The sequence below is a fragment of the Pedobacter steynii genome (assembly GCF_900103665.1).
In the GTDB taxonomy this organism is placed as follows: domain Bacteria; phylum Bacteroidota; class Bacteroidia; order Sphingobacteriales; family Sphingobacteriaceae; genus Pedobacter; species Pedobacter steynii.
Map to the genome: position 1 here is coordinate 810,908 of NZ_FNGY01000003.1, position 23,138 is coordinate 834,045.

Here is a 23,138-nt window from a genome sequence, read left to right on the forward strand (position 1 = left end):
GTATAAAAATAATTGTTGCCGGATTCCCTTCACAGGGAATAATTATTCCCCCGCTGAATCTTTTTTCCCTTATTTTTTGGCATTGCAATTCTGTTGAATTTTGTCTTCATAAAACAACAAAAAAGATGAAAACGAACAACAACAAAGTAAGTGTCATAGGTCTTGGCTCAATGGGAACCACCTTAGCCAGGCTATTATTACAGAAAGGATATGAGGTTACTGTATGGAACCGGAGTAGCGGCAAAGCGGATGACCTGGTCAAAGAAGGGGCAATCATGGCCAAAGATATTACTGAAGCCATCGCTGCAAGTCCGGTCATCGTGATCTGCGTTTACAACCACCAGGCCAGTCAAAGTATTCTGGATAGCCCGGAAGTCAGCGCATTGCTCCATCAAAAATTACTCGTTCAACTGAGCACCATTAGTCCGAAAGAAGCCGTTGAAGCGGAATTGTGGGCATCGGAACATGGCGCAAGTTATATCAATGGCGGCATTCAGGCAGCGCCAACACAAATGGGACAGCCGGATACCCCGATCCTGATCTCCGGAAAAGAAGCAACCTACCGCATTGCTGAGCCGATCCTGAAAGTTTTTGGTGGTGCCATCAGCTATCTTGGTGAGAAAATAGCCGCATCTCCAACAGTAGACCTTGCCACCTTATCCTATATATATGGTGCATCAATTGGTTTCTTCCATGGTGCCAGAATCATAGAATCTCAGGGGCTTTCCGTAGCAGAATATGCCAGGATCATCGCAGGCATCAGCCCTTCTTTTGGCGAATTTTTAAAACATGAGGGGAACATGGTTCATACCGAAAACTACGCCATTACCGAAAGTCCGCTCCGGATTTCTGTAGCAGCTACCGCGCGACTGGAGCAAACGGCCATTGAGGCTGGTATCAATGCCCGGTTCCCTTCTTTTGCGGCGGCACTCTTTAAAAAAGCAGACCTCGCCGGATACGGTGATCAGGAAGTTGCAGCCTTGATTAAGGTGCTCCGGGAACAATAAACCGCGCCATTATTTCATTTTTGCTGATCATCATTTCATTTTAAATGATCAGATAAATCCCCAAATTTGTTAGGTTTAAAAACAAATGACAAAAGAGAGCCTAAAGAACATTGGAACCGGCATATTATTTTCTATGCTTTGGGCTTCTGCATCTGTAGCTACCAAGTTTGGGGTACAGTCCGCTCCTCCTTTAATTCTGGCAAATATCCGCTTTTTCCTCGCCGGCCTGGTCTTGCTCGGCTACTGTTATGGATGGAGCAGAAATAAAATATACCGTCTTCCCACTGCAACGGAATGGAAACAGCTCGCCATCTTTGGCTTGTTAAATACCACGCTTTATCTTGGATTATATGTATACGCCATGAAGTTTACCGCCGCAGGAATCGGGAGCCTGGCCGTCTCCACCAATCCCCTGCTCATTGTTTTGTTCTCTTCCTGGCTCATCCGGCGCAGACCTACATCTGCCGAGCTATTGAGTATTTTTCTGGGAATGTCGGGTATCGCTTTTGCCACCTATCCTTTACTGCATGACAAAAGCACCAGCTTTTTAGGCATTGGCCTGCTCCTGCTGAGCATGGTGATCGTGTCCTTTGCCAGTGTGTATTATGCCCGGATAAAATGGACATTACCGAACCTGCTGATCAATGGATGGCAGGTAACGCTTGGTGGCTTATTCCTTTTGCCTGTTATCTGCACTTTTGCTGATTTTCAATCCTTTCATGCCGATCAGACCTTCTGGTACGCTGTCCTCTGGTTAAGCCTCGCAGTCTCTGTAATTGGCCTCATCTGCTGGTTTTACCTGTTAAAAATAGATACCGTAAAGGCTTCTTTATGGCTATTTCTATGTCCCCTGTTCGGCTTCTTCTACGCCTGGTGGTTAATGAACGAACCCATCACCTGGTATACCATTTGCGGTACCATTCTCGTTATCCTTGGGCTTTATATCGGACAACGCCAGCGACAAAAAAAGCAAACATTATAACCTATATTTTTCCCCAAACACAATAATATATGTTAAAATATGTTAAATAGATATAAATACCCAAGATATGAAAGCGATAAAGTTAGTTTTATTTACGGGGGTGATCATCAGAAAACTCGGGTTAACCAAAATCTATTATTGGTTCTATAAGTAATATTTTCATTAAGAACATTATTTGTTAAATGGTATTTCCTACATTGATCCCATTGAGGGATTAATACACCTCATACTATTAACTTATTGACTTATGAATATAAAACTGAAAAGCTATTTTGCTGCTTTGGGGATTATTGCTGCGAGCTATTCTGCACAAGCCCAATCTCAGGCAAAATTTATAGATCCGGCAAATATGGATCTTACTGTAAAACCTGGGGACGATTTCTATAAATATGCAAGTGGGACCTGGATCAAGAACAACCCTGTTCCTGCAAAGGAAACCCGTTGGGGAAGTTTCAACGCTCTTCGCGACTTCAATATCAATGCGGTTAAGGGCCTGGTTGAGGATGCGGCGGCCGACAAATCTGCTCCTGCAGGTTCCATTAAAAAACGCGTTGGTGATTTCTACACTGCAGCAATGGACAGCATTACCATTGAGAAACTGGGCTATACACCGATCAAAGCAGATCTTGCAAAAATTAAACTCATCAAAGACATTCCGGGTATTTTGGATCACGCCGCTTACCTGCGTACTTCAGGCCTTGCTGCGCCTATATTCAGCTTTTTTGTTGGGCAGGACAGAAAAAATGCAAACAAATACCTTGCACAACTTGGACAGGGTGGAACAACCCTACCCGATCGCGATTATTATTTAAAGGACGACAGCAGGAGTGTAAAAATCAGGGAAGCCTACCAAACCTATATGACGACCCTTTTTACCTTAACCGGAAGTACAACAGCGGAAGCACAGAAAAAAGCAACTGCTGTAATGGCGATTGAAAAGCAACTGGCAGAAGCACAGATGACAAGGCTGGAAATGCGTGATCCGCATAAAACTTATAACAAATTTACCGTTACTGAGTTCAGCAAAATAACTCCGGGACTAAACTGGAGCACCATGCTGCCTAAATTTAAGGTAACGGGACAAGATACGATTTTAGTTTCCTCCCCTAAGTTCTTTACGGGCATTGATGGAATGCTGAAAACCGTTTCTCTTTCCGACTGGAAAACCTATCTGGAATGGAATATTTTAAAATCCGCAGCACCTAACCTGAGTTCTCCTTTTGTGAACGCAAACTTTGCCTTTACACAGGCACAAAGCGGACAAAAAATACAAACACCAAGATGGCAAAGGATGTCTCAGCTTACAGATGGTACCATAGGTGAGCTTCTAGGCCAGCTTTATGTGGCTAAATACTTCAAGCCGGATGCCAAAGTCCGCATGACTGAGCTGATCAGCAACCTTAGAAAAGCATTTGAGATCAGAATTAAAGGGCTGGACTGGATGAGCGACGTAACCAAAGGAAAAGCATTGGAAAAACTAAATGCCTTTGTACCAAAGATCGGTTATCCTGAAAAGTGGAAAACCTATGATGGCTTAACGATCGGTCGCACGACGTATTTACAAAACCTGCGCAATTCAGGAGCATGGGCCTATAACGAAATGGTAACGCAACTGGGTAAACCGGTAGACCGGACCCGTTTCGGCATGACTCCGCCAACGGTAAATGCGTATTATAGTCCGACGATGAATGAAATTGTGTTCCCTGCGGGAATTCTTCAGTTCCCGTTCTTTGATCCGAATGCTGATGACGCGGTAAATTACGGTGGTATTGGTGCAGTAATCGGACATGAGATGTCGCATGGATTTGACGATTCAGGTAGTCAGTACGATAAAGACGGAAACCTGCGCAACTGGTGGACACCGGAAGATAAAGTTAAATTTGAAACCAAAACCAAAGCATTGGGTGAACAGTTTGATGCTTACACCGTATTGGATACCATTCATGTCATCGGTAAGCTGACCATGGGCGAAAATATTGGCGATCTGGGTGGTTTAAATGCCGCTTATACCGCATTCAAATTAACCAAACAAGGTCAGTCCGAAGAAAAAATCGATGGCTTTAGCCCGGATCAGCGCTTCTTCCTATCCTGGGCTCAGGTATGGAGAGGAAATGTTTTGGATGAAACCGCAGCGCAGTTAATCAAAACCGATCCGCATTCGCCAGGCCCTTACAGGACCATCGGTGCTCCGGTAAACATGGATGCCTGGTACAAAGCATTTGATGTTCAGCCAGGTGACAAATTATACAAAAAACCTGAAGACAGAATCAGGATGTGGTAAAACATATTGACATATAGATATCCATATGTAAAAGGCATCATGAAAATGATGCCTTTTTACTTATTTATATTTTTCCTGAAGCTTTTTGCTCAGCTTGGCAAGGACCAATTCCCTCGATCCGGAAATCCTTTTTTTAAGCTCATCATCCGGCATCACCTCCAAGCCATCCACCCTGACCCATTGCCTTTTAGCCATATGCGATGCCTGTTGAATTCCTGCCCTGCCTACCAGCGCATCAAAATCCTCTGGATCACACTTAATAGAAAAGCTGCCTTCTTCTAAAGAAATGATCACAAACATTTTCTCCTCGATCATGAAACAAAGGTGTCCCCATTTCATGCCCTCAGTAGTTCCGTTTAAACTGAGACAGTAATCTCTGAATGTTTCGATATCCATAATTTGCAAATAATTCCTAAAGCTAATCACCTTTTGAATAAATGCAAGCCCTCTCCTTCCTACAATTTAAAAAACATTATCTTGCGGCACATCTGTAAAAATGAATAAAATAACGATCACTGCCGACGGCTCGAACACCTTATACAACGAAACTATTGGCGAACATTACCATTCCAAACATGGTGCATTGCAGGAAAGCAAACATGTGTTTATTGATGCTGGCCTGAAACACGTTGCTGCCAGCCGAAAGGACATTTCCATTCTGGAAATAGGCTTTGGTACTGGTCTTAATTTTCTTTTGACACTCGCCCATGCAGTAGCAGAAAACCTGCAGCTCAGCTATACGGGGATTGAAGCCTTCCCTTTGGAAACCACTGAACTGAAATCTACAGGATATGACCAATATGTCCCTCAGGAAATATGGGACAGTCTGGAAACAAATTACCTTTCTGCATTAAAGGCCCCGGTAGCACTTTTGCCCGGACAGCAGTTGTTCATTCCACATACCACACTTGATCAGTTTCAAAGCGACACCCCATTTGACCTGATTTATTTTGACGCCTTTTCCGTACAGCATCAACCGGAAATGTGGTCTGATGAAATCATTGCACATACCTGTAGCTTTCTTAAACCTGGCGGCACCTTTGTGACGTATGCCATCACAGGAAAATTAAAACGTGCACTGAAAGCCAATGGGTTCAGCATTGAAAAACTCCCTGGGGCACCCGGTAAACGCGAAATGCTCAGAGGAACAAAATTGTAATTTCAACACAGGGGTTCAAATCTGCCGGCAGAAAAGTCAGCGGAATGTTTAATTCCTTTATTTCTTTATATTTTCCAGTAAGAAGCTAGATATTGTGGAACAAAATCATCCCGGATATTGTTGATGTCTCTACGTTCTCAATATCATCATATAGCTACAAAATGGAAAAAAGAAAATTAGGAAATTCAGACTTATTTGTATACCCGATCACCTTTGGTGGTAATGTTTTTGGCTGGACAATAGATCAGGCTAAATCATTTGAAATATTAGATGGCTTTACAGCAGCCGGCTTCAACTTTATAGATACTGCAGATGTGTATTCCAGGTGGAATCCCGGAAACTCCGGAGGAGAATCAGAGACCATCATCGGCAACTGGATGCAGGAAAGAAAAAACCGCAGTCAGGTGATCATTGCCACCAAAGTAGGTGCCGATATGGGACATGGGAAATCCCTGTCCAAACAAAACATTCTGGCATCTGTGGAAGCCTCTCTTAAAAGATTAAAAACAGATTATATTGACCTCTATCAATCGCATTACGATGATCCTGCTACTCCGGTTTCCGAAACACTGGAAGCTTATGATCAGCTGATCAAAGCAGGCAAGATCCGTTGGATCGGGGCTTCCAACTATTCCGCGGAGCGTTTAAAGGAATCTTTGGAGACTGCACAAAAGCTCAGTCTTCCGAAATACCAGACCTTCCAGCCGGAATACAATTTATATGCCCGTGAAGGGTATGAAAAAGAACTGGAGCAGGTGGTCACTGAATATCAGCTTGGTGTGATCAATTATTATGCTCTCGCCAGTGGCTTTTTAAGCGGAAAGTACCGCTCTGAGGCTGACTTAAATAAAAGTCAGCGGGGCGGTGGAATGAAACAATACTTAAACGCAAGAGGTTTTAAAATCCTGAAAGCTTTAGATGAAGTTTCAGAACAATACAATGCCTCTCCTGCAAGTGTTGCCCTGGCCTGGCTGATTGCCCGTCCCTCGGTAACCGCTCCAATTGCCAGTGTAACGAGTTTAAGCCAGCTGGAAGACCTGAAAAGGGCCGCTGCTTTAAAATTAAACATAGAAGATATTGCCATATTGGATCAGGCAAGTGACTGGAAATAAGCCATTCATCTTTGCTTAAAAAGGAATATATTTTAAATATTAATGCCCTGCCGAATAATAATTGGCAGGGCATTTGTCTTTATGTGTAAATTACCTTTAATTTAAAACCCGGAAAAACCCTATGAAGAACCTCTCCACACAACCTTTTACCACCAAACTGGCGATGGTGCTGTTCTCCATCATCTGTTTGGGATACCTGGCCATTTTAGGTCAGACCTTACTTGCCCCATTGCTGACTTCCTTTTTACTTGCGGTGCTGTTGCTGCCCATGGCTAATTTTCTGGAGCAAAAATGGCGTTTCAAAAGGAGTATGGCTTCCATCGTATCCGTGGTGATTATGATTGCGGTGATTTCCGGAATTCTATACTTTCTGGCCAACCAGCTGACCGATCTATGGCAGGATTGGCCACTGCTGAAGAAACAGGGAGAAACTTCTTTTCATGACCTGCAGCATTGGATATCATCTACTTTTGGTGTGAATGCACAGAAGCAGATTGAATATGTGAAAGATGGTGCCTCGAAAGCGCTTTCTACAAGTGCCACGGTATTGGGCGCTACTTTACTGACCCTCTCCTCTTCCCTTTTATTCTTGTTTTTCCTCCTGCTCTTCACCTTTTTCCTGCTCAACTACCGCAAGGTATTGTTCAGCTTTCTGACCTCCGTATTCGAGGAAGAACATACGGAAAAAGTAAGTGAAATTGTCAGACGCATTCAATACATCATTAAAAAATACATTACCGGTCTGTTTTTACAGATGCTCATTGTGACCATCATGATGATGCTGGTGCTTTGGGCATTGGGTGTAAAGTATGCCGTTTTATTGGGCTTAATTGCAGGGATTTTTAACATCATTCCTTATATCGGTATTTTCAGTGCTTTACTCATCAGTGTACTCATCACCTTTGCAACGGCAGGTGCGGCGAAAGTATTACTCGTGATCATCGCCTTCGCAGCAATACATGCCGTTGATGGAAATATCCTCATGCCATTGGTGGTCGGCTCAAAAGTTAAAATCAATGCATTATTTGCATTCATTGGTATTGTGGTAGGAGAAATGGTCTGGGGAATCTCAGGAATGTTTCTCTGTATCCCCTATCTTGCCATGTTAAAGATCATTTTTGACAAGGTGGATTCACTGAAACCATGGGGAATCCTGCTTGGTGGTGAGGATAAGCCACATAAAAAGAGAAAGGTTTACCGGATTACCAAGAACATCAAATTAGAAGAACAGGAATAACGTTATGCGCGAAAACAGGTCGCCTCATATCTTAAGCACCTCAGCAAATTTGCTGGGTTTATGCTTCATCGTACTCACCTCCATCAAGGTTTCAAAGATGCAGGACGTCACGCTGATCGATGAGACGACGGCATTGGCCATTATTCTTTTTATGACCAGCTGTATTCTTTCTTTTCTGGCGACATCATCTTTTTATCAGGCCTGATTGTTCTTTTTTTAACGACAATGATGATTACCTTTAACGTCATCAAATAATTTGTCAAAATGCCCAACCATATCGCCCCATCAACTGCCTCCGATCCTTCTGCTGCTTTCCAAAGGTTATTAACTGTTTTAGATACCCTTCGTACAGATTGTCCATGGGATAAAAAGCAAACCATGGAAAGCCTTCGTCATTTAACCATCGAAGAAACCTATGAATTGTCGGACGCCATTCTTGAGGGTGACCTCGAAGAAGTAAAAAAAGAGCTGGGAGATGTGATGATGCACCTCGTATTTTACGCGAGAATTGCCTCAGAAACCAACGACTTCACTATTGTTGATGTACTGAACGGGGTTTGCGATAAACTCATCAACCGTCATCCGCACATCTATGGTGATGTAGAAGTTCAGGATGAAAACGATGTAAAACGCAACTGGGAACAGATCAAACTTAAAGAAGGAAATAAATCTGTTTTAGCGGGCGTGCCTGCCGGTTTGCCATCCCTGGTGAAAGCCAGCCGGATTCAGGAAAAAGCCAGAGGTGTTGGTTTTGACTGGGACGATAAAACCCAGGTTTGGGAAAAGGTAGAAGAAGAACTGCAGGAATTTAAAAACGAGTTCAATACTGTAGACCATACGGCGATAGATGTAGAAAAGGCCGAAGGAGAATTTGGAGACCTGCTCTTTTCTCTGATTAATTATGCCCGTTTCATCAACATCAATCCGGAAAATGCACTGGAGAAAACAAATAAAAAGTTCATCAAACGCTTCCAGTATCTGGAAGCCAGGGCAAAGGAAAATGGGAAGGCTTTACAGGATATGACCCTTGCAGAAATGGACGTTTACTGGAATGAAGCAAAGAAAGTATAGGATGCTATAATCATAAAAATGGCCCCAATAAGTTGATCTTTTTGGGGCCATTTCATTAAATTTTTATCCGTTAACCATGCTTCTTTTTCATGGTCATTTTTGCTTTCTGGCCAATGCCATAATTATAATCTTTGGTATTGCTTTCTTTCTTGTCATGGTAAGCGCCACCGCCCTGAGGTGCGACATTCTTCTCCTTAACGATCCTGCTTTTATCGATTCCTCCTTTAGATTTCGCTACTTTATCGATGACCAGATCTTCAGGCAGTTCCATTACGGTTAATTTCTTTCCGATAGATTGCTCGATCTTTTTCACTTCCACCAGTTCCATATCCGTAGAGAAAGTAATGGCAACCACCTCTTCATCATCGGTTTTCACAATTCTGCTCAGGAAAGTTTCCTTTTGCTCCGGAACTTCAAAATGGAAGAGGAAAGGAATTCCGGAGAGGTCTAAAGTAGCAGTACCTTCGTTGGCAACGATCAGTACCCTTGCTTCAGGCGTTTCTTTGAAATCTTCGATATGGTCAAAACCCTCTTCATCGAAGAACAAAGGATTCAATACGGAAACCGCACCAGGTTTAGCGGAATGCAAACTTTTACCCAGTTTTTGAGCAGTAAGACGGGTATTCACGAATACCACCACTTTATCAAATACCTCATCATCTCTCAAAAGAAGGTTCAGCAGGTTTATTTTTGTTTTAAAGTTAGGAACAGGATATAAAATCAGTTCATGGGTATTGGCCTGACTATCGCCCAGGTCTTCCACTTCCAATGTCGTTGGAAAGTTCAGGAACTGATCAATCATATTGTTCAGTTTTTCGTGAACAACAGTGGTAAAAATCAGGTGTTGACATTTCCCTGCGCTTCTTGCCAGTTCTGCAACCGGAAGCTGCATTCCCTGTTTTACAATCATTTCTGCATCATCCACAATAAACATTTGCAGTTTACTGGTGTTTAAACCCAGTTTCAGATAAATCGCACGTGCACGTGTTGGCAACGCAACTACAATGTCTACTCCGTCTACCAGATCCAGGACATCCTGTTCTGTCCCACCAGTTCCATAAAGGCCCATGATGCGAAGATTTTTATTTCTGTTCAGCTTCTCGAATTCTGCAATCACTTCCAATACTTTCTCCTTAGTCGGAACAAGGATCAAAACTTTCGGCGCTTCATCCGCTGTATATTTAAAGCGCATTAGGACCCCAAGCACGTAATTTGTTGTTTTACCCGACCCTTCAGGAGCAACAGCTATGATATCTTGTCCGCCAAGAATTCTTGACATTGTTTTTGCCTGAATCTCTTTCGCGGATATATATCCGGCATCAGTCATCGCTGTTACCAGTTGCTTGCTTAGTTTTAATTTCTCTAATGACACAGTTTCCTTATTAGTATATAATTCTGCAAATTTACGTAATATTTAATTGAGGTCTGTAGGCTTTTCAAATTGTCTTATTAATTGCATGTAAAAGCTGTTTTAAATGATTAAAAATTGGTTTCCTGGTTATTCTTTAGCAGATCTTAATGCCTTATTAAAGGAAAGCAGTCACCGGCCATGGCCTGTACCTGAAGGAAAATGGCAATATTACCAGGAATGGAATGAAGTATTGTTCTTTCATTGGAAAGTTCCGGCAGCGCTGTTAAAACCCTTGATTCCTGCAGGATTGGAACTGGACCTTTTTGAAAACGAGGCCTGGATTTCATTGGTTCCTTTTACCATGCAGAAGATCAGTCCGGCGGGACTCCCTCCTCTGACTTTCATTTCTGATTTCCATGAAATTAACCTGAGAACATATGTGGTAACGGAAGGTAAACCGGGCGTCTTTTTTCTAAATATAGAAGCCGAAAAACATTTGTCGGTATGGATTGCAAAGCTGCTGTCCGGTTTGCCTTACGGGAAAGCAACGATGCAACGCAACAAAAATACCTATCTTTCCAGAAATGCAGCAAAAGGCTTTAACCTGGACCTCGAATTTGAAGTAAAGGCTTTCCTCCAGTCAAAAAGCAAGCTTGATTTATGGCTTTCAGAAAGATATTGCCTTTACCTTAACCAGGGGCAGAAACTGTACAGGTACGAAATCCATCACCTGGAATGGCAGATTGCAGCAATGGAATTAAAAAAAACAACGATAGACTATCAGATCAATGGTTTCTGTTTTACCGACCGGACTCCAGACCTGATCGGTTATTCCCCGGGTGTGAAAGTACTCGCCTGGGCCAGACAAGAAATCAAAACCTAATCCCCCGATGTCGATAGCACTTGAAAAACTTAAATTCCCGATAGGGCAACACGAAAAGCCGGAATGCATTACACCAGAATTGATGGAACAGTATATCTCAAAGATTGCTGCTTTTCCGGCAAAGCTTAAAAAAGAGGTGATCGACCTGAATGACCAGCAGCTGGACACCCCTTACAGGCCCGATGGCTGGACGATCAGGCAAGTGGTACATCATTGTGCCGATAGCCACATGAATGCGCTGATCCGTTTTAAATTAGCTTTAACGGAGGACAATCCTGTGATCAAACCTTACCATGAGGAAATCTGGGCAGAACTCGCAGATGGTAAAACGATGGCAGTCACAGCCAGTTTAATCTTGCTGGAAGGCCTGCACGCCCGATGGGAGCAATTACTCCGCAGCCTTTCTCCTTCAGATCTGGAACGCAGTTTTATTCATCCGGCACATGGGAATAAAGTTTTATTAAATGAAAACACAAGCATCTATGCCTGGCATGGGGAACATCACCTGGCACATATCACCGAATTGAAAAAGAGAAAAAACTGGAACTAATATGAAAAGAATCATCATCACCTTTACCTTAATCTTCGCTGCTGCAACACTATCCTTTGGCCAGGACGATTCCGCTTACAAAAATACACTAAAGGAAATGATGGACGTTTCCGGCGCAACAGAAAGCTATAAAGTCGCCATTGTACAAACCTTTAAAATGCTTAAAGAGCAAAAGTCCAAGGTTCCTGATGAAGTATGGACACATTTTGAAAAGTCTTTCCTGGATGCTTCCCAGGAAGAACTGTTAGGAATGTTAGTCCCAATTTATCAGAAACACATCAGCCTGCCCGATCTGAAAGCCATTATTGCTTTCTATCAGAGTCCTGCGGGCAAAAGATTCTCAGAAAAAACACCGCTCATTATGCAGGAATCCATGCAGGCAGGCCAGCAATGGGGCATGAGATTGACAGAGCAGTTCGATAAAAAACTAAAAGAGAAGGGCTATTAGCTCTTCCTCTTTCCTTTGAGCAGCATATCCATTGCATGATCCAGCGTACCTGCCCTGATCACCTCTCCGGAGTTCACAAAGAAAATCTCATCCGCGTTCTCAATCGTATTTAAGCGGTGTGCAATAATCACAAGCGTAGTATCCTTAGATAAATTTTTCAAGATCATGCCTAACAATTGTTCTGTGATCGTATCGATATTTGCGGTAGCCTCATCCAGAATTAACAATTCAGGATTGCGCAATACGGCTCTCATAAAAGCAATCAATTGCTTTTGTCCGAGGCTGATGTTATCTGATCCGGACGTAACAAGCGTTTCCAGCCCTTCATCAAATATCGCCAGCAAGGCTTCCAGATTTGCCGCTTTGATTACCTCCTCCAATTGCGCATTCGAATAATCCTGATATTTAGGGTTGCCATATAAGATGTTGTCTTTCACCGTTCCGCTAAACAGGAAGGGCTCCTGTAAAATAAAACCGATCTTTTTACTTCTCTCCTCATCCGTATAGGAACGGATGTCCTTACCGCTTAACAATACAGTTCCTTCGGTAGCATCATACAACCTGGCGATCAGCGAGGCTGTCGTTGTTTTTCCGCCTCCTGTAGGACCAATCAACGCATATGTTTTGCCTTTTTCCAGGCTAAAATTAATGTGGTGCAGAATTTCCTGTCCTTCAGTATAAGAAAAATGTACATTACGGAATTCCAGCAATGAGGTGGAGGTCTCCACAGTGTCTTTCAGCTGAGGCAAATCATTTTCCAGAGATAGAATCTGTGAGACCCTGTCCCAACTGGCCATGGCTACCTGAAAACTGGCCCATAAAGCCGCCAGCTGTTTTAAAGGATTATAAAAGTTAATGGCATACGACAGGTAACTCACCAATAGACCGATCGTAAATTCACCCTGGGAAATCAGGTAAATCCCAAAGAGTAAGACAATCAATTGCGCCATACTGGAAAGCAAACCATAAACCGGCATTAGAATATTATTGGCCAGTCCGGCACCTATTGCAGTCCGGTAATTATTCTGGTTGGCCTCATCAAATCGTTTTCTAAAATAATCTCTTCTGTTAAAGGCAATGATCACCTTAAAGTTACTCAGGCTTTCCTGGATCTCTGCACTCATCCCTCCGACACTCTTTAAGTTGGCTGCATTTCTTCTTTTTACCCAGGGTGAAACCAGCGCTGTAAAGATCAGGATAAGCACTGCCGGTCCGAGAGTGACTGCTCCAAGCTCAAAATTGATCAGCAGTAAGAAAATACCCGCTCCTATCATCGTCACGATACTGCCAATAAACTGCATCAGCGACTGAGAGAAAAACTGGTTAATTTTATCGGTATCGCTGTTCACTCTGGAGATCAGATCGCCGGCTTTGTTCTCATTAAAAAAGGCAACCGGCAATTCCTGTAGCTTATTAAAGATGGCATTTCTTAACGTATACAACATTCGTTGCCCTACCCCTCCCATCAATTTTGTTTGCAGGTATCCTGTACAAAAAGCGATCAGATACATTCCCAGCAAAATTGCCGAAAACTGCAATACGCCCTGATATTGTTTCGTACGTACATAAGCATCGATGGTATGCCCAATTAATAAGGGGCCTAATAACAGTAATCCGGAGTTTAAGAGAATGATGCCCGAAGCAATCCATAAGTTTCTCCGCTCATTACTGATCAGTTGTATCAGCTTTTTCAGCGCCTGATAAGTAGAGCGCTTTTCCTGCGTGGCACTTCCCTGGTTAAGATTATAATTCATAATTGCTGGTGCTCTGTTGTGAGGTATAAATCTGAACGTATTCAGGACTGCTTTTCATCAGTTCCGTATGTGTTCCCTGAGCAACGATCTCGCCCTGCATCAACACAATAACTTTATCATAATGTGCTACGGATACGATTTTCTGCGTCACAGAAAGTAAGGTGATCCCCGGATAATTTCGTTGAACATTTTCCAGGATTCTCTTTTCGGTATTGTGGTCTACACGGGAAGTAAAATCATCCAAAAGCAAAACTTTAGGATTTAGGGCTAAGGCCCTTGCCAGCATGATCCGCTGTTTTTGTCCGCCGGAAAGGTTCGAACCGCGTTCAGAAACCAGGGTATTCAGCTGATTGGGAAGCCCTGCAACAAAATCATTCAGCTCGGCTGTTTCAATTGCCTTTTCTAAAGACTGATCAGTCACGGTATCACTAAATGCAATGTTTTCCCGGATGCTCATGTTAAAGATTATGCTGTCCTGAAAAACGAAGCCTACCTGTTGGTGAAAGGCTTCCTGGTTATAACTGTTAATGTCATGTCCGTCGAATAACACTTCGCCGGATTCCGGATCGATCAATCCGGTAAGAATGTACAACAATTGCGACTTTCCCGCTGCGGTCGGGCCGATAATGGCTGTTTTTGATCCTGCCTTTAAAGCAAAAGAAATATTTTTTAAAGCGGGTTTCTGCCCATAAGAGACGGAAACATCTTTTAGTTCCAGCGCTCCTCTCAGCACGGTCTTAATGTTGCCATCCGCAGGACTTTCTCCAATATTCAATACGCCTTCGATCCTTTGGTAAGAGGTGGTGGCCTGAGCAATTACATTACTCATGAAACCAATCACCAGGATCGGAAAGATCAGCAAGCTCAGATAACTGTTAAAAGCGGCAAATTCTCCCAAACTCATCGTTCCCTGGATCACAAAATGACCACCCAGGGCAAGTATCGACAGTCCGGCCATATTGGCTACAAAGATGATCAGTGGGATCAGCCCCGCAAATAATTTAAGGATAGACAGGCCCAGATTCTTTGCCTCGGTATTCGCCAACAGGAATTTATCATATTCCAGCTGTTGCGAATTGATCACCCTGATTAATGCTGCCCCGAGAATACTTTCACTGATGACTTTATTGAGCCAGTCGATCACTTCCCTGCTCTTCTTAAACAATGGTTTCACTTTACTCAGGACAAGGTAGAAAGAAGTCCCGATGATGGGAACGATCGCAATTACCGCCAAAGCGAGTTTCCAGTTCAGGCTGAGCAACAGGATGCTGGCACCAACAATGAGAAATATAGAAGAAGCGATGGATACAATGGCTTGCGATACAAAAGTTTTGATCGCATCGATGTCTATAGTCAGGTTAGTTAGCAATTTCGAAGGGTTTGCCTTTTCTATATAAGCATGACTCTGACGGGAAATCTGATCGGAAAGCCGGGTCCTCAGGTCCCTCGCTACCCGCTCTGAAGCATAAGTCTGCACCAAACTCTGGAGGTAAGTAAACAGGAAAATAAGAAGAATGGCAATCCCGAATTCAATGAATATTGCCCGGATCTCAAAGGTCCCTGCGGTATAAGCGTCAATACTGTTCGCTATTATTTTAGGGAGCAGCAAGTTCACACCGTTGCTCAAAAGAGCCAGGAATATCAATAAAAAGATCATTCCCCGATATGGCTTTAGCAGACTAAAAACACTTGACTTCTTCTCTGCTTTGTTTTTTTTCATATCCGGATGGGTTATTGGCATCTGTTATTTAAATCTGATTGCTTTGAGTGGTGAGATTTTACTGACCAGCATAGAAGGCAGGATCAACACCATAAAACAGATGACCACAGTACAGACATTGAGTATTAATACTTCTGAAAAATGAATTTCTATAGGAACATAAGATAAATAATAAGATCCCTGATCCAACTTAAACAGGTGTGTATATTGTTGCAGGAAGCCTAAGCCAAGCCCTAAAATGTTGCCCAGCAGCAAACCTAAGCCTACCAGGTAAATTGCATTGTAAAGGAAAATTTTCATCACACTAAAATCCGTCATCCCGAAGGCTTTCAGCATACCAATCATATTGGTTCGTTCTAAAATCATGATCAGCAGCGCGGTAATCATATTGATCACCCCTACGATCATCATTAAGATGAGTAACACTCGTGTATTGACATCCAGTAAGGACAGCCAGGTAAAAATTGCGGGAAAAAATTCAGAAACCGATTCTGATTTGAGGTTTACCTCAAGGTTCTCATAGATATCCAGGGAAACCGGTTTAAGCTTAGAAAAATCCTTAATCCGGACTTCTATCCCTCCGATCTCATTTGGGCCCCAGTTGTTTAACCTGCGGATCACATTCAGATCTCCAAGAACAAAGCCCTTATCAATTTCCTCTACGCCAACGCTATAGACACCTACAATTTTAAACTTTCTGCTTCGGGGCGGGTTCTGTACGAAATTCATGATAAAAGAATCCCCTGCTTTCAGCTTCAATCGGTTTGCGGTGAATTGAGAGATCATAATTTCCTTCATCGCTGCTGCGCTATCGGCAAAACTGATCACTCTTCCGCTTACCAAATGCTCCGAAATATATTTCCAGTTGAAACTCTTGTCGATCCCTTTAAAATTGATCCCTTCTACTTCATCATTCACCGAAATGATTGCAGGTTTAGTCGCATAAGGCTGAAAGTACACGACATCTTTATTTTTCTTAAGGTTGTTGATCGTTTCTGCTCCCGGAACAAAGGGCGTAAGCTCAAAAGAATTATTCAGGTCGAACTTAAAGATGCGGACATCTCCGATATATCCCCTCACCTTTTCCTGAATCTCTGTCTTAAAGCCGTTTATAATGGCAACCGACAGAATCATTACCGCTAAACTGAGCATCACACCCGCTATTGCAATGCGAACGATCAGCTTGGAAAAAGTACGCTCAGATTTAATGGCTATCCGCCCTGCTATGAAATATTCTGTATTCAATCTTTTGCTATAATTGGTAAATGGCAGGCTCGCTGCTTTTCAGCTGTAAAAATGCAATTTTTAATTTAATATACATTAGGTCAATTCTATCTACCCTGACTGGTAGAAAAAAATCAGATAGAAACCCAGCAGCATACAGGCTAAAGCCACCAGATATAACCTATAGCCATTGCCTGTTAAGGTAAAGTCTTTAAAATTTTGCGTGATGTCTCTTAGTAAAAGAATACCTAGTCCAACAACTACAATACCAAAACAGATTTGTTTATATAGCTCCATAAATCCGGTCTTTTTTGTAATTCAAAAACGATATCCAAAACCCTAAAATAATCAGGTCCAGGATAAAGTTTACCGCCGAAAACCCAAGATCGCTAAGATGAATATATTCCGGGTCCATCTTACCAGAGCTATATTTATAAAAAGTAAAAGGAAAACCGATCAAAGTAAAACCATCATGCGGGGCTTCAAATTGAGAATACACTATAGTAACAAAGAAAAAAATAGCCAGCGCAACTAAAGTTGGTTTTGTTCTAAACCTGATCATCATCTATTCATTTTATCGTTCCTAAAATTAGGAATTATAACCTCAATTCCTGCCTTAGCCATTTTTTCATACCTTTATCTTAAAAAAAGGTTCCCCAATGAGACGATCACTAACCTATATCTTCCAGGCTGCATTTCTTACTTTTAGTCTTCAGGCTTGCGCTTCCAGTCAGCCTGCCAAAATTAAGCCGGCAATAACTGGCGCCTCTTCAACTGGCGTCAAATCGGGAAAAGTACAAGAAAACCCAATCCGTACCGGTGCGGAACAGACGGAAAAATACCTTCCTTACCTGAAAGGCAAGCGCATTGGAATGGTGGTGAATCCAACCTCCGTTATCGGAAATGAAACCTCTGTAGACAGCTTATTAAAACTAGGCGTAAATATTGTAAAAATCTTCGGTCCGGAACACGGTTTCCGTGGCAATGCCAGCGCAGGAATTCATGTAAACGATGCGATAGATGCAAAAACAGGCATTAAAGCAGTATCACTTTATGGGAAACACTCCACACCTACCAAAGAAGACCTTGCAGATGTAGACCTCATGATCTTTGACATTCAGGATGTGGGTGTTCGTTTTTACACTTATATCAATACCCTGCAACACGTGATGGAGGCCTGCGCAGCAGAAAATAAAGAAGTACTCATCCTGGACCGTCCCAATCCTAACGGGTTCTATATCGATGGCCCCATTCTCGATCCGAAACTCGTTTCCGGAATCGGCCTGCAAGCCATTCCTATTGTTCATGGGTTAACCGTTGGAGAATACGCCCAAATGCTCAATGGTGAAGGCTGGTTAAAGAACAAAGTAAAATGTAAAATCAAGATCATTACCGTAGAAAATTACAACCATGATCTTCCCTACGACCTTCCGGTGAAACCATCACCAAACCTGAATACCCAACAATCCATTTTGCTATACCCAACTTTATGTCTTTTTGAAGGCACTTACCTGAGTCAGGGACGAGGTACCCAGTTTCCGTTTACGGTATTGGGTGCACCGGCATTGAAAGGAAAATACGATTTCAGCTTTACTCCTAAAAGCATTAAAGGAATGGCCGAAACACCCCTTCATCAAAATAAAGCCTGCTACGGTATGGACCTCAGAACTTACGATGTAGCTAAAATCCGCAAAGACAAAGCGCTGAATTTAAACTGGCTGATCGAACTCTACAATGCTTACCCCAATAAAGCAGACTTTTTCAACTTTAAGCTCAGCACCCAGATGGGGAATTTCGATAAGCTCTCCGGAGATTATGGCCTGAAACAACAAATCATTGCGGGAAAATCAGAAAAGGAAATCAGGGCCAGCTGGGAGCCTGGGTTAAGCAGATATAAAACAATGCGCCAACAGTACTTGTTGTATCCTTAAAAAAGGATCCCAATGAACAGCGAACCCAAAAAGAAAAGTGGAAAACCAGGTAGCAATTATCTGGAAGAAATCCCTAAGGATAAGGTTCCTGCCGGAGATAAGGCAGTAAAGAAACCGGAAGACAAAGATTATCAGAAAGAAGAAGCCGACTTTAAGAATCCGGCTAAAGAAAGAGAACAGGGAGAACAACCTGTGCATCCTATAAAAAAAGCACCTAAAGCGTAATCAAGGCCCTGAAGCAATTTTAGGGCCTCTTTTTTTTCTGTATCGCCCGTAAAAACGACATCAGCACCTTTTCGTCATTTTTTCTTCCCGCTAAAGTATTCGATTGACCGATATCGATTTTCTTCAGATACTTCGTTAGCTCCCCCTGTTCAAAAGCTTCCAGCAGCATCGGATACACATATGCACTTTTACATACCGCCCGGGTATTTCCAAGTCTGGCGGCCACACCATCCAGCACTTCAACAATTACTTTTTTCTTTGGTTTCTCCTCAATAGTCATTGCTTCACAGATCGCCAGTTGCCGCAATGCTTCCAGTGTTCCTCCCCAGGTCCGAAAGTCCTTGGCACTAAAATCTCCCCCGGTGATTTCCTTGATGTAATTGTTGACCATCCCTGAATCTATCGCCCTGCGTTCTGTTCCGTCTGTATAATACTGGAACAAGTCTTGTCCGGGGATTTCCTTACATTTCCTCAGCAAAGCAGCCAGGGTTTTATCGTTCAGACTCAGTTCCTGCTGAACACCCTTCTTACCGACAAAGCTGAGCACCAGATGATTTCCATTGATCTTCACATGCTTGTTCCGCAGCGTGCTCAATCCATAGCTTCCATACAACTGCTTGTAGGATTCGTTGCCAATCCTGATTAAAGTTTTTTGCATAAACTCCACACAGATGGCCAGGACCTTTAGTTCATCAAAATCTTTGCGCCTCAGGTCCTTTGCAATTCTTGATCTTGCCTGAGGCAGGGCTTTTCCAAAATCCAGCAATCTGAAATATTTGCTATCGGAACGTCTGGAAGTCCATTCCTCATGATACCGGTATTGTTTCCTTCCTGCCACATCAACTCCGGTAGCCTGCAGGTAACCATTTTTCTTTGGAGAAATCCAGACCTTTGTCCATGCCGGAGGAAGTACCAGCTTTGCGATCCTGTTCAGGTCATTTTCGTCCTTCAGCGGATTTCCATCTTTATCTTCGTAATGAAAATCCCCCGGCTTCCCCTTTCTGTATATCCCAGGTTTGCTGTCTGTTACATAGACCAATCCGCTTGTTTTAAGTACTTCCAATGTCTCTACCATATACTTTCCATAAAATATGCCTGAAATTTTTAGTTATTTTGTGATCTAAAACATACGGATGATGAGATTAGTTTTTATGGGTACCCCCGATTTTGCAGTAGCTTCTTTAAGCGCTTTGGTGGAAGCCGGATTTGATGTGGCTGGCGTTGTTACGGCTGCCGACAAGCCTGCCGGAAGAGGTCAGAAGCTTCAGGAAAGTGCGGTAAAGCAATATGCTGTAGGAAAAGGGATAAAGGTATTACAACCCTTAAAATTAAAAGATCCGGAGTTTATTAATGAGTTAAAGGCTTTAAATGCCGATTTACAGGTCGTTGTTGCTTTCCGCATGTTACCGGAAGTGGTCTGGGATATGCCTGCAAAAGGAACGATCAACCTTCATGGCTCCCTATTGCCACAGTATCGTGGCGCAGCACCGATCAACCATGCCATCATCAACGGAGAAAAAGAATCCGGCGTAACGACCTTTTTCCTGAAACAGGAAATAGATACCGGTGATGTGATCTTCTCTGCAAGTGTGCCTATCGGCGATACCACGACTGCAGGTGAGCTTCATGATGAGCTGATGAATGTCGGAGCAGCATTATTGGTCAGGACCGTAAAAGCGATTGAGGAAGGAAATTACGAAGAGCAGCCACAGCCTCAGCATGAAGAACTGAAACATGCACCCAAAATATTTAAAGAAAATTGTCTGATCGACTGGAACCAGCCGGCAAGAACAATTTACAATATGATCCGCGGGTTGAGTCCTTATCCTACCGCATTTACCAGGCTTAACGACAAAACACTGAAAGTATTCCGCGCAGAGCTGGAAGAAAAAGAAACAGGCATATCTCCCGGTGGATTCCTGTCGGACGGAAAAACCTTTATTAAATTTGCCGCAAAAGATGGTTTCATCAAGTTGACAGACCTTCAATACGAAGGCAAAAAACGCATGTCAACTGAAGAATTCCTAAGGGGTTATCGCATTGAGTCTGGCGCTTAGGTCTTTGGAGATCTCGTTGAAATAACGTTTCCTTCCATAGCCCATCACCCACCTGATCCCGCCTGTTGCATTCGTGATAAAAACCTCCTCTGCTTCTTTAAGCACTTCAGGATTTATCTGCGCTTCAATAAGCGGGATGTTATTGCTTTTGGCCATAGTCATCACCACACTACGCATCACTCCTGCCACACAGCCTTCCGATAAAGCAGGGGTATAAATCTGCTTATCGTAAACAACAAATACGTTTGAACTGATGCTTTCACAAAGAAAGCCATGCTGGTTCAAAATAAATGCCTCATCCAGGTTGTGCTGTTTCTTATACAAACCCGCCATCACATACAACAAGGAATTGGTGGTTTTGTAATTGGAGAGCTTGTTCACGGGCTTCGTGATTTCATCGTAAACATCTACGATCAACCCTTTCCTGTTCAGCTCATATGTTGGCTGAGCAAGGGGAGCCGCTTCCAGGACATAGCCCGATTTATTACTTTCAGGGGTATATAAGCCTTCTCCTTCTCTGTACACTGAAAGACGGAAACGAATGTGATCCTTCAGCTTATTCTTTTTGCACAGCTCTGCAGTTTTCTGCTTCAGAAAATATTCATCCATCAGGTTACTGCCATCCATTTTTAAAGCCTTCATTCCTGCCCTGAGGCGATCAGCATGCTGTTCTGCAAACTTCAGTTTACCATTGTCCATGCGCATAGACTCAAACAAGCCATCCCCATATCTGAATGCACGGTTCTGCACCCCGATCACAGGATGGTTTGCCACTACAAACTCATCATTATGTAAAATATATTCCTGTTGCATTTACGACGGCTCAACGATATAGTTTCTCCATTTGTTTAATACCGAATCAAAATCAGACGGCAAAGGCGCCTCAAATTCCATGTACTCTTTAGTAGTCGGATGGATAAACCCTAAAGTTTGTGCATGTAATGCCTGACGTGGCAACATTTGAAAACAGTTTTGAACGAACTGCTTGTATTTATTGAAGGTCGTTCCTTTTAATATTTTATCTCCACCGTAATTGGCATCGTTAAACAAAGGGTGTCCGATATGTTGCATATGCGCTCTGATTTGGTGTGTACGGCCAGTTTCCAGCTGACAACTGATTAAGGTTACATAACCTAAACGCTCTAATACCGAATAATGTGTTACCGACCACTTACCTTTTTCTTCCTCATCATATACATCCATCACAATCCTGTTCTTTGCACTCCTTCCAATATAGCCCGTAACGGTGCCATCTTCCAGCACATCTCCCCATGCCATGGCAATATATTTACGGGTAATGGTATGGTCAAAAAACTGTTTTGCCAGTTTGGTCATCGTGATCTCGTTCTTACTGATCAGCAACAAACCGGAAGTATCTTTATCAATCCGGTGAACCAGGCCAGGCCTGCCTTCATTTCCCGGTAATTGTGGTAATTTTTCAAAATGGTAGGCCAGCGCGTTCACCAATGTTCCGGTATAATTGTTAAACCCAGGATGAACCACCATACCCGCTGGTTTATTCACCACCAACAGATCTTCATCTTCATATACAATATCTAATGGGATATTTTCCGGGTAAACTTCGGTATCTCTGGGTGGATGCGGGAAGACAATAGAGATCTCATCCGCAGGTTTCACCTTATAACTCGCTTTAACCGTAGACTGGTTAACGAGCACATTTCCAGCATCAATCGCATTCTGAATACGGTTACGTGAAGCATTTTCCAGTCGCCCCATTAAGAACTTGTCTACTCTTAACAAAGACTGTCCTTTATCAACAACAATATTAAAATGTTCATATAAATCCTGCTCTTCTAACTCCTGCACACTGCTGCTATTTTCCATGAAATGTATCTCTGTTTATGATTGTGGAAGCCATATTCTAGGATGGTTCCATAATGCAAAACTAATCTTTAACTACTACATAATTCAAAAAAAATAAATTGGTCTGCTTTTTGATAACCCCGTAGTCCAATAACAAATATAATTTTTGTGAATTCTTCAGGGCTTAGGCTAATAAAAACAGCGGGTGGCAAAGGTCTCGACGAATCAGAATTGTTAAATTTTAATTCAAGAATTATGAAAAACTTTACTCAGAACGTTAAAATTATCTTAAACTTTTTTCCTTACCTGTTAAGGAAGATCT

General features: G+C 42.7%; 23 protein-coding genes. 14 read left to right on the plus strand and 9 right to left on the minus strand.

From position 1 onward, the window contains the following. The first annotated feature begins 125 nt into the window (after positions 1–125). The 3 genes from BLQ87_RS11585 to BLQ87_RS11595 all read left to right on the plus strand — a co-directional run bounded on the left by BLQ87_RS11585 (position 126) and on the right by BLQ87_RS11595 (position 4,270). The gene (locus BLQ87_RS11585; protein WP_074606617.1) at positions 126–1,007 is read left to right on the plus strand and encodes an NAD(P)-dependent oxidoreductase; all 882 of its coding nucleotides are present in this window, start codon (positions 126–128) and stop codon (positions 1,005–1,007) included. An 85-nt stretch (positions 1,008–1,092) separates the two neighbouring features. Then, the gene (locus tag BLQ87_RS11590; RefSeq protein ID WP_074606619.1) at positions 1,093–1,989 is read left to right on the plus strand and encodes a DMT family transporter; all 897 of its coding nucleotides are present in this window, start codon (positions 1,093–1,095) and stop codon (positions 1,987–1,989) included. Positions 1,990–2,236: 247 nt separating this feature from the next. After that, entirely contained in the window at positions 2,237–4,270 is a 2,034-nt protein-coding gene (locus BLQ87_RS11595) for a M13 family metallopeptidase (RefSeq protein WP_074606622.1), read from the plus strand. A 60-nt stretch (positions 4,271–4,330) separates the two neighbouring features. On the opposite strand, the gene BLQ87_RS11600 is transcribed toward BLQ87_RS11595, so the two are convergent. Further along, positions 4,331–4,666: an MmcQ/YjbR family DNA-binding protein gene (locus tag BLQ87_RS11600; protein ID WP_074606624.1), complete on the minus strand. Its 336-nt coding sequence runs from the start codon at positions 4,664–4,666 to the stop codon at positions 4,331–4,333. Between the two features lie 100 nt (positions 4,667–4,766). Here BLQ87_RS11600 and mnmD point away from each other — a divergent pair, with 100 nt between their 5' ends. The 5 genes from mnmD (at position 4,767) to mazG (ending at position 8,849) form a co-directional block, all read left to right on the plus strand. Next, complete coding sequence (gene mnmD / locus BLQ87_RS11605) at positions 4,767–5,429, plus strand: tRNA (5-methylaminomethyl-2-thiouridine)(34)-methyltransferase MnmC2 (RefSeq protein ID WP_074606626.1); 663 nt, start codon at positions 4,767–4,769, stop codon at positions 5,427–5,429. A 161-nt stretch (positions 5,430–5,590) separates the two neighbouring features. Next, on the plus strand, positions 5,591–6,541 hold the full coding sequence (locus BLQ87_RS11610) for an aldo/keto reductase (protein WP_074606628.1): 951 nt from the start codon (positions 5,591–5,593) through the stop codon (positions 6,539–6,541). 121 nt (positions 6,542–6,662) lie between these two features. Then, positions 6,663–7,778: an AI-2E family transporter gene (locus tag BLQ87_RS11615; protein WP_074606630.1), complete on the plus strand. Its 1,116-nt coding sequence runs from the start codon at positions 6,663–6,665 to the stop codon at positions 7,776–7,778. Positions 7,779–7,782: 4 nt separating this feature from the next. After that, complete coding sequence (locus BLQ87_RS11620) at positions 7,783–7,983, plus strand: hypothetical protein (RefSeq protein ID WP_245723844.1); 201 nt, start codon at positions 7,783–7,785, stop codon at positions 7,981–7,983. A 59-nt stretch (positions 7,984–8,042) separates the two neighbouring features. Then, positions 8,043–8,849, plus strand: coding sequence for a nucleoside triphosphate pyrophosphohydrolase (mazG, locus tag BLQ87_RS11625; protein ID WP_074606632.1), 807 nt, complete (start codon positions 8,043–8,045; stop codon positions 8,847–8,849). A gap of 70 nt (positions 8,850–8,919) precedes the next feature. On the opposite strand, the gene BLQ87_RS11630 is transcribed toward mazG, so the two are convergent. Next, on the minus strand, positions 8,920–10,221 hold the full coding sequence (locus tag BLQ87_RS11630) for a DEAD/DEAH box helicase (protein ID WP_074606634.1): 1,302 nt from the start codon (positions 10,219–10,221) through the stop codon (positions 8,920–8,922). A gap of 103 nt (positions 10,222–10,324) precedes the next feature. Here BLQ87_RS11630 and BLQ87_RS11635 point away from each other — a divergent pair, with 103 nt between their 5' ends. Genes BLQ87_RS11635 through BLQ87_RS11645 form a run of 3 tightly spaced genes read left to right on the plus strand, consistent with a single transcriptional unit; the run spans position 10,325 to position 12,081 of the window. After that, positions 10,325–11,083, plus strand: coding sequence for a YqjF family protein (locus BLQ87_RS11635; RefSeq protein ID WP_074606636.1), 759 nt, complete (start codon positions 10,325–10,327; stop codon positions 11,081–11,083). A gap of 7 nt (positions 11,084–11,090) precedes the next feature. After that, the gene (locus tag BLQ87_RS11640) at positions 11,091–11,633 is read left to right on the plus strand and encodes a YfiT family bacillithiol transferase (protein ID WP_074606638.1); all 543 of its coding nucleotides are present in this window, start codon (positions 11,091–11,093) and stop codon (positions 11,631–11,633) included. Position 11,634: 1 nt separating this feature from the next. Further along, complete coding sequence (locus tag BLQ87_RS11645) at positions 11,635–12,081, plus strand: DUF2059 domain-containing protein (RefSeq protein WP_074606640.1); 447 nt, start codon at positions 11,635–11,637, stop codon at positions 12,079–12,081. Here the strand turns inward: BLQ87_RS11645 and BLQ87_RS11650 are convergent. From BLQ87_RS11650 to BLQ87_RS11665, 4 genes are all read right to left on the minus strand, one after another. Beyond that, positions 12,078–13,835 (minus strand): ABC transporter ATP-binding protein, encoded by a 1,758-nt coding sequence (locus BLQ87_RS11650; RefSeq protein ID WP_074606642.1) that lies wholly within the window; start codon positions 13,833–13,835, stop codon positions 12,078–12,080. The genes BLQ87_RS11645 and BLQ87_RS11650 overlap by 4 nt on opposite strands. Further along, positions 13,825–15,555, minus strand: a complete 1,731-nt coding sequence (locus BLQ87_RS11655) for an ABC transporter ATP-binding protein (RefSeq protein ID WP_074606644.1) — start codon at positions 15,553–15,555, stop codon at positions 13,825–13,827. The genes BLQ87_RS11650 and BLQ87_RS11655 overlap by 11 nt, the downstream gene beginning before the upstream one ends. A 24-nt stretch (positions 15,556–15,579) precedes the next feature. Continuing rightward, on the minus strand, positions 15,580–16,800 hold the full coding sequence (locus tag BLQ87_RS11660) for an ABC transporter permease (RefSeq protein ID WP_074606646.1): 1,221 nt from the start codon (positions 16,798–16,800) through the stop codon (positions 15,580–15,582). 90 nt (positions 16,801–16,890) lie between these two features. Then, positions 16,891–17,076: a hypothetical protein gene (locus tag BLQ87_RS11665; protein ID WP_074606648.1), complete on the minus strand. Its 186-nt coding sequence runs from the start codon at positions 17,074–17,076 to the stop codon at positions 16,891–16,893. A gap of 362 nt (positions 17,077–17,438) precedes the next feature. On the opposite strand from BLQ87_RS11665, the gene BLQ87_RS11675 reads away from it, so the two are divergent. Beyond that, a complete protein-coding gene (locus BLQ87_RS11675) occupies positions 17,439–18,710 on the plus strand; it encodes an exo-beta-N-acetylmuramidase NamZ family protein (RefSeq protein ID WP_083361810.1) in 1,272 nt (423 codons plus the stop codon). A 12-nt stretch (positions 18,711–18,722) separates the two neighbouring features. After that, positions 18,723–18,935 (plus strand): hypothetical protein, encoded by a 213-nt coding sequence (locus BLQ87_RS11680; RefSeq protein WP_074606653.1) that lies wholly within the window; start codon positions 18,723–18,725, stop codon positions 18,933–18,935. 19 nt (positions 18,936–18,954) lie between these two features. Here the strand turns inward: BLQ87_RS11680 and BLQ87_RS11685 are convergent, their stop codons facing one another. Continuing rightward, positions 18,955–20,010, minus strand: a complete 1,056-nt coding sequence (locus BLQ87_RS11685) for a DNA topoisomerase IB (RefSeq protein ID WP_074606655.1) — start codon at positions 20,008–20,010, stop codon at positions 18,955–18,957. 61 nt (positions 20,011–20,071) lie between these two features. Between BLQ87_RS11685 and fmt the strand changes: the two genes are divergently transcribed. Next, positions 20,072–20,992: a methionyl-tRNA formyltransferase gene (fmt, locus tag BLQ87_RS11690; protein WP_074606657.1), complete on the plus strand. Its 921-nt coding sequence runs from the start codon at positions 20,072–20,074 to the stop codon at positions 20,990–20,992. On the opposite strand, the gene BLQ87_RS11695 is transcribed toward fmt, so the two are convergent. Together BLQ87_RS11695 and BLQ87_RS11700 are read right to left on the minus strand one after the other, a co-directional pair. Further along, a complete protein-coding gene (locus BLQ87_RS11695; RefSeq protein WP_074606659.1) occupies positions 20,960–21,805 on the minus strand; it encodes an aminotransferase class IV in 846 nt (281 codons plus the stop codon). The genes fmt and BLQ87_RS11695 overlap by 33 nt on opposite strands. Continuing rightward, positions 21,806–22,837, minus strand: a complete 1,032-nt coding sequence (locus BLQ87_RS11700; RefSeq protein ID WP_074606661.1) for an RluA family pseudouridine synthase — start codon at positions 22,835–22,837, stop codon at positions 21,806–21,808. Positions 22,838–23,138 lie beyond the last annotated feature (301 nt).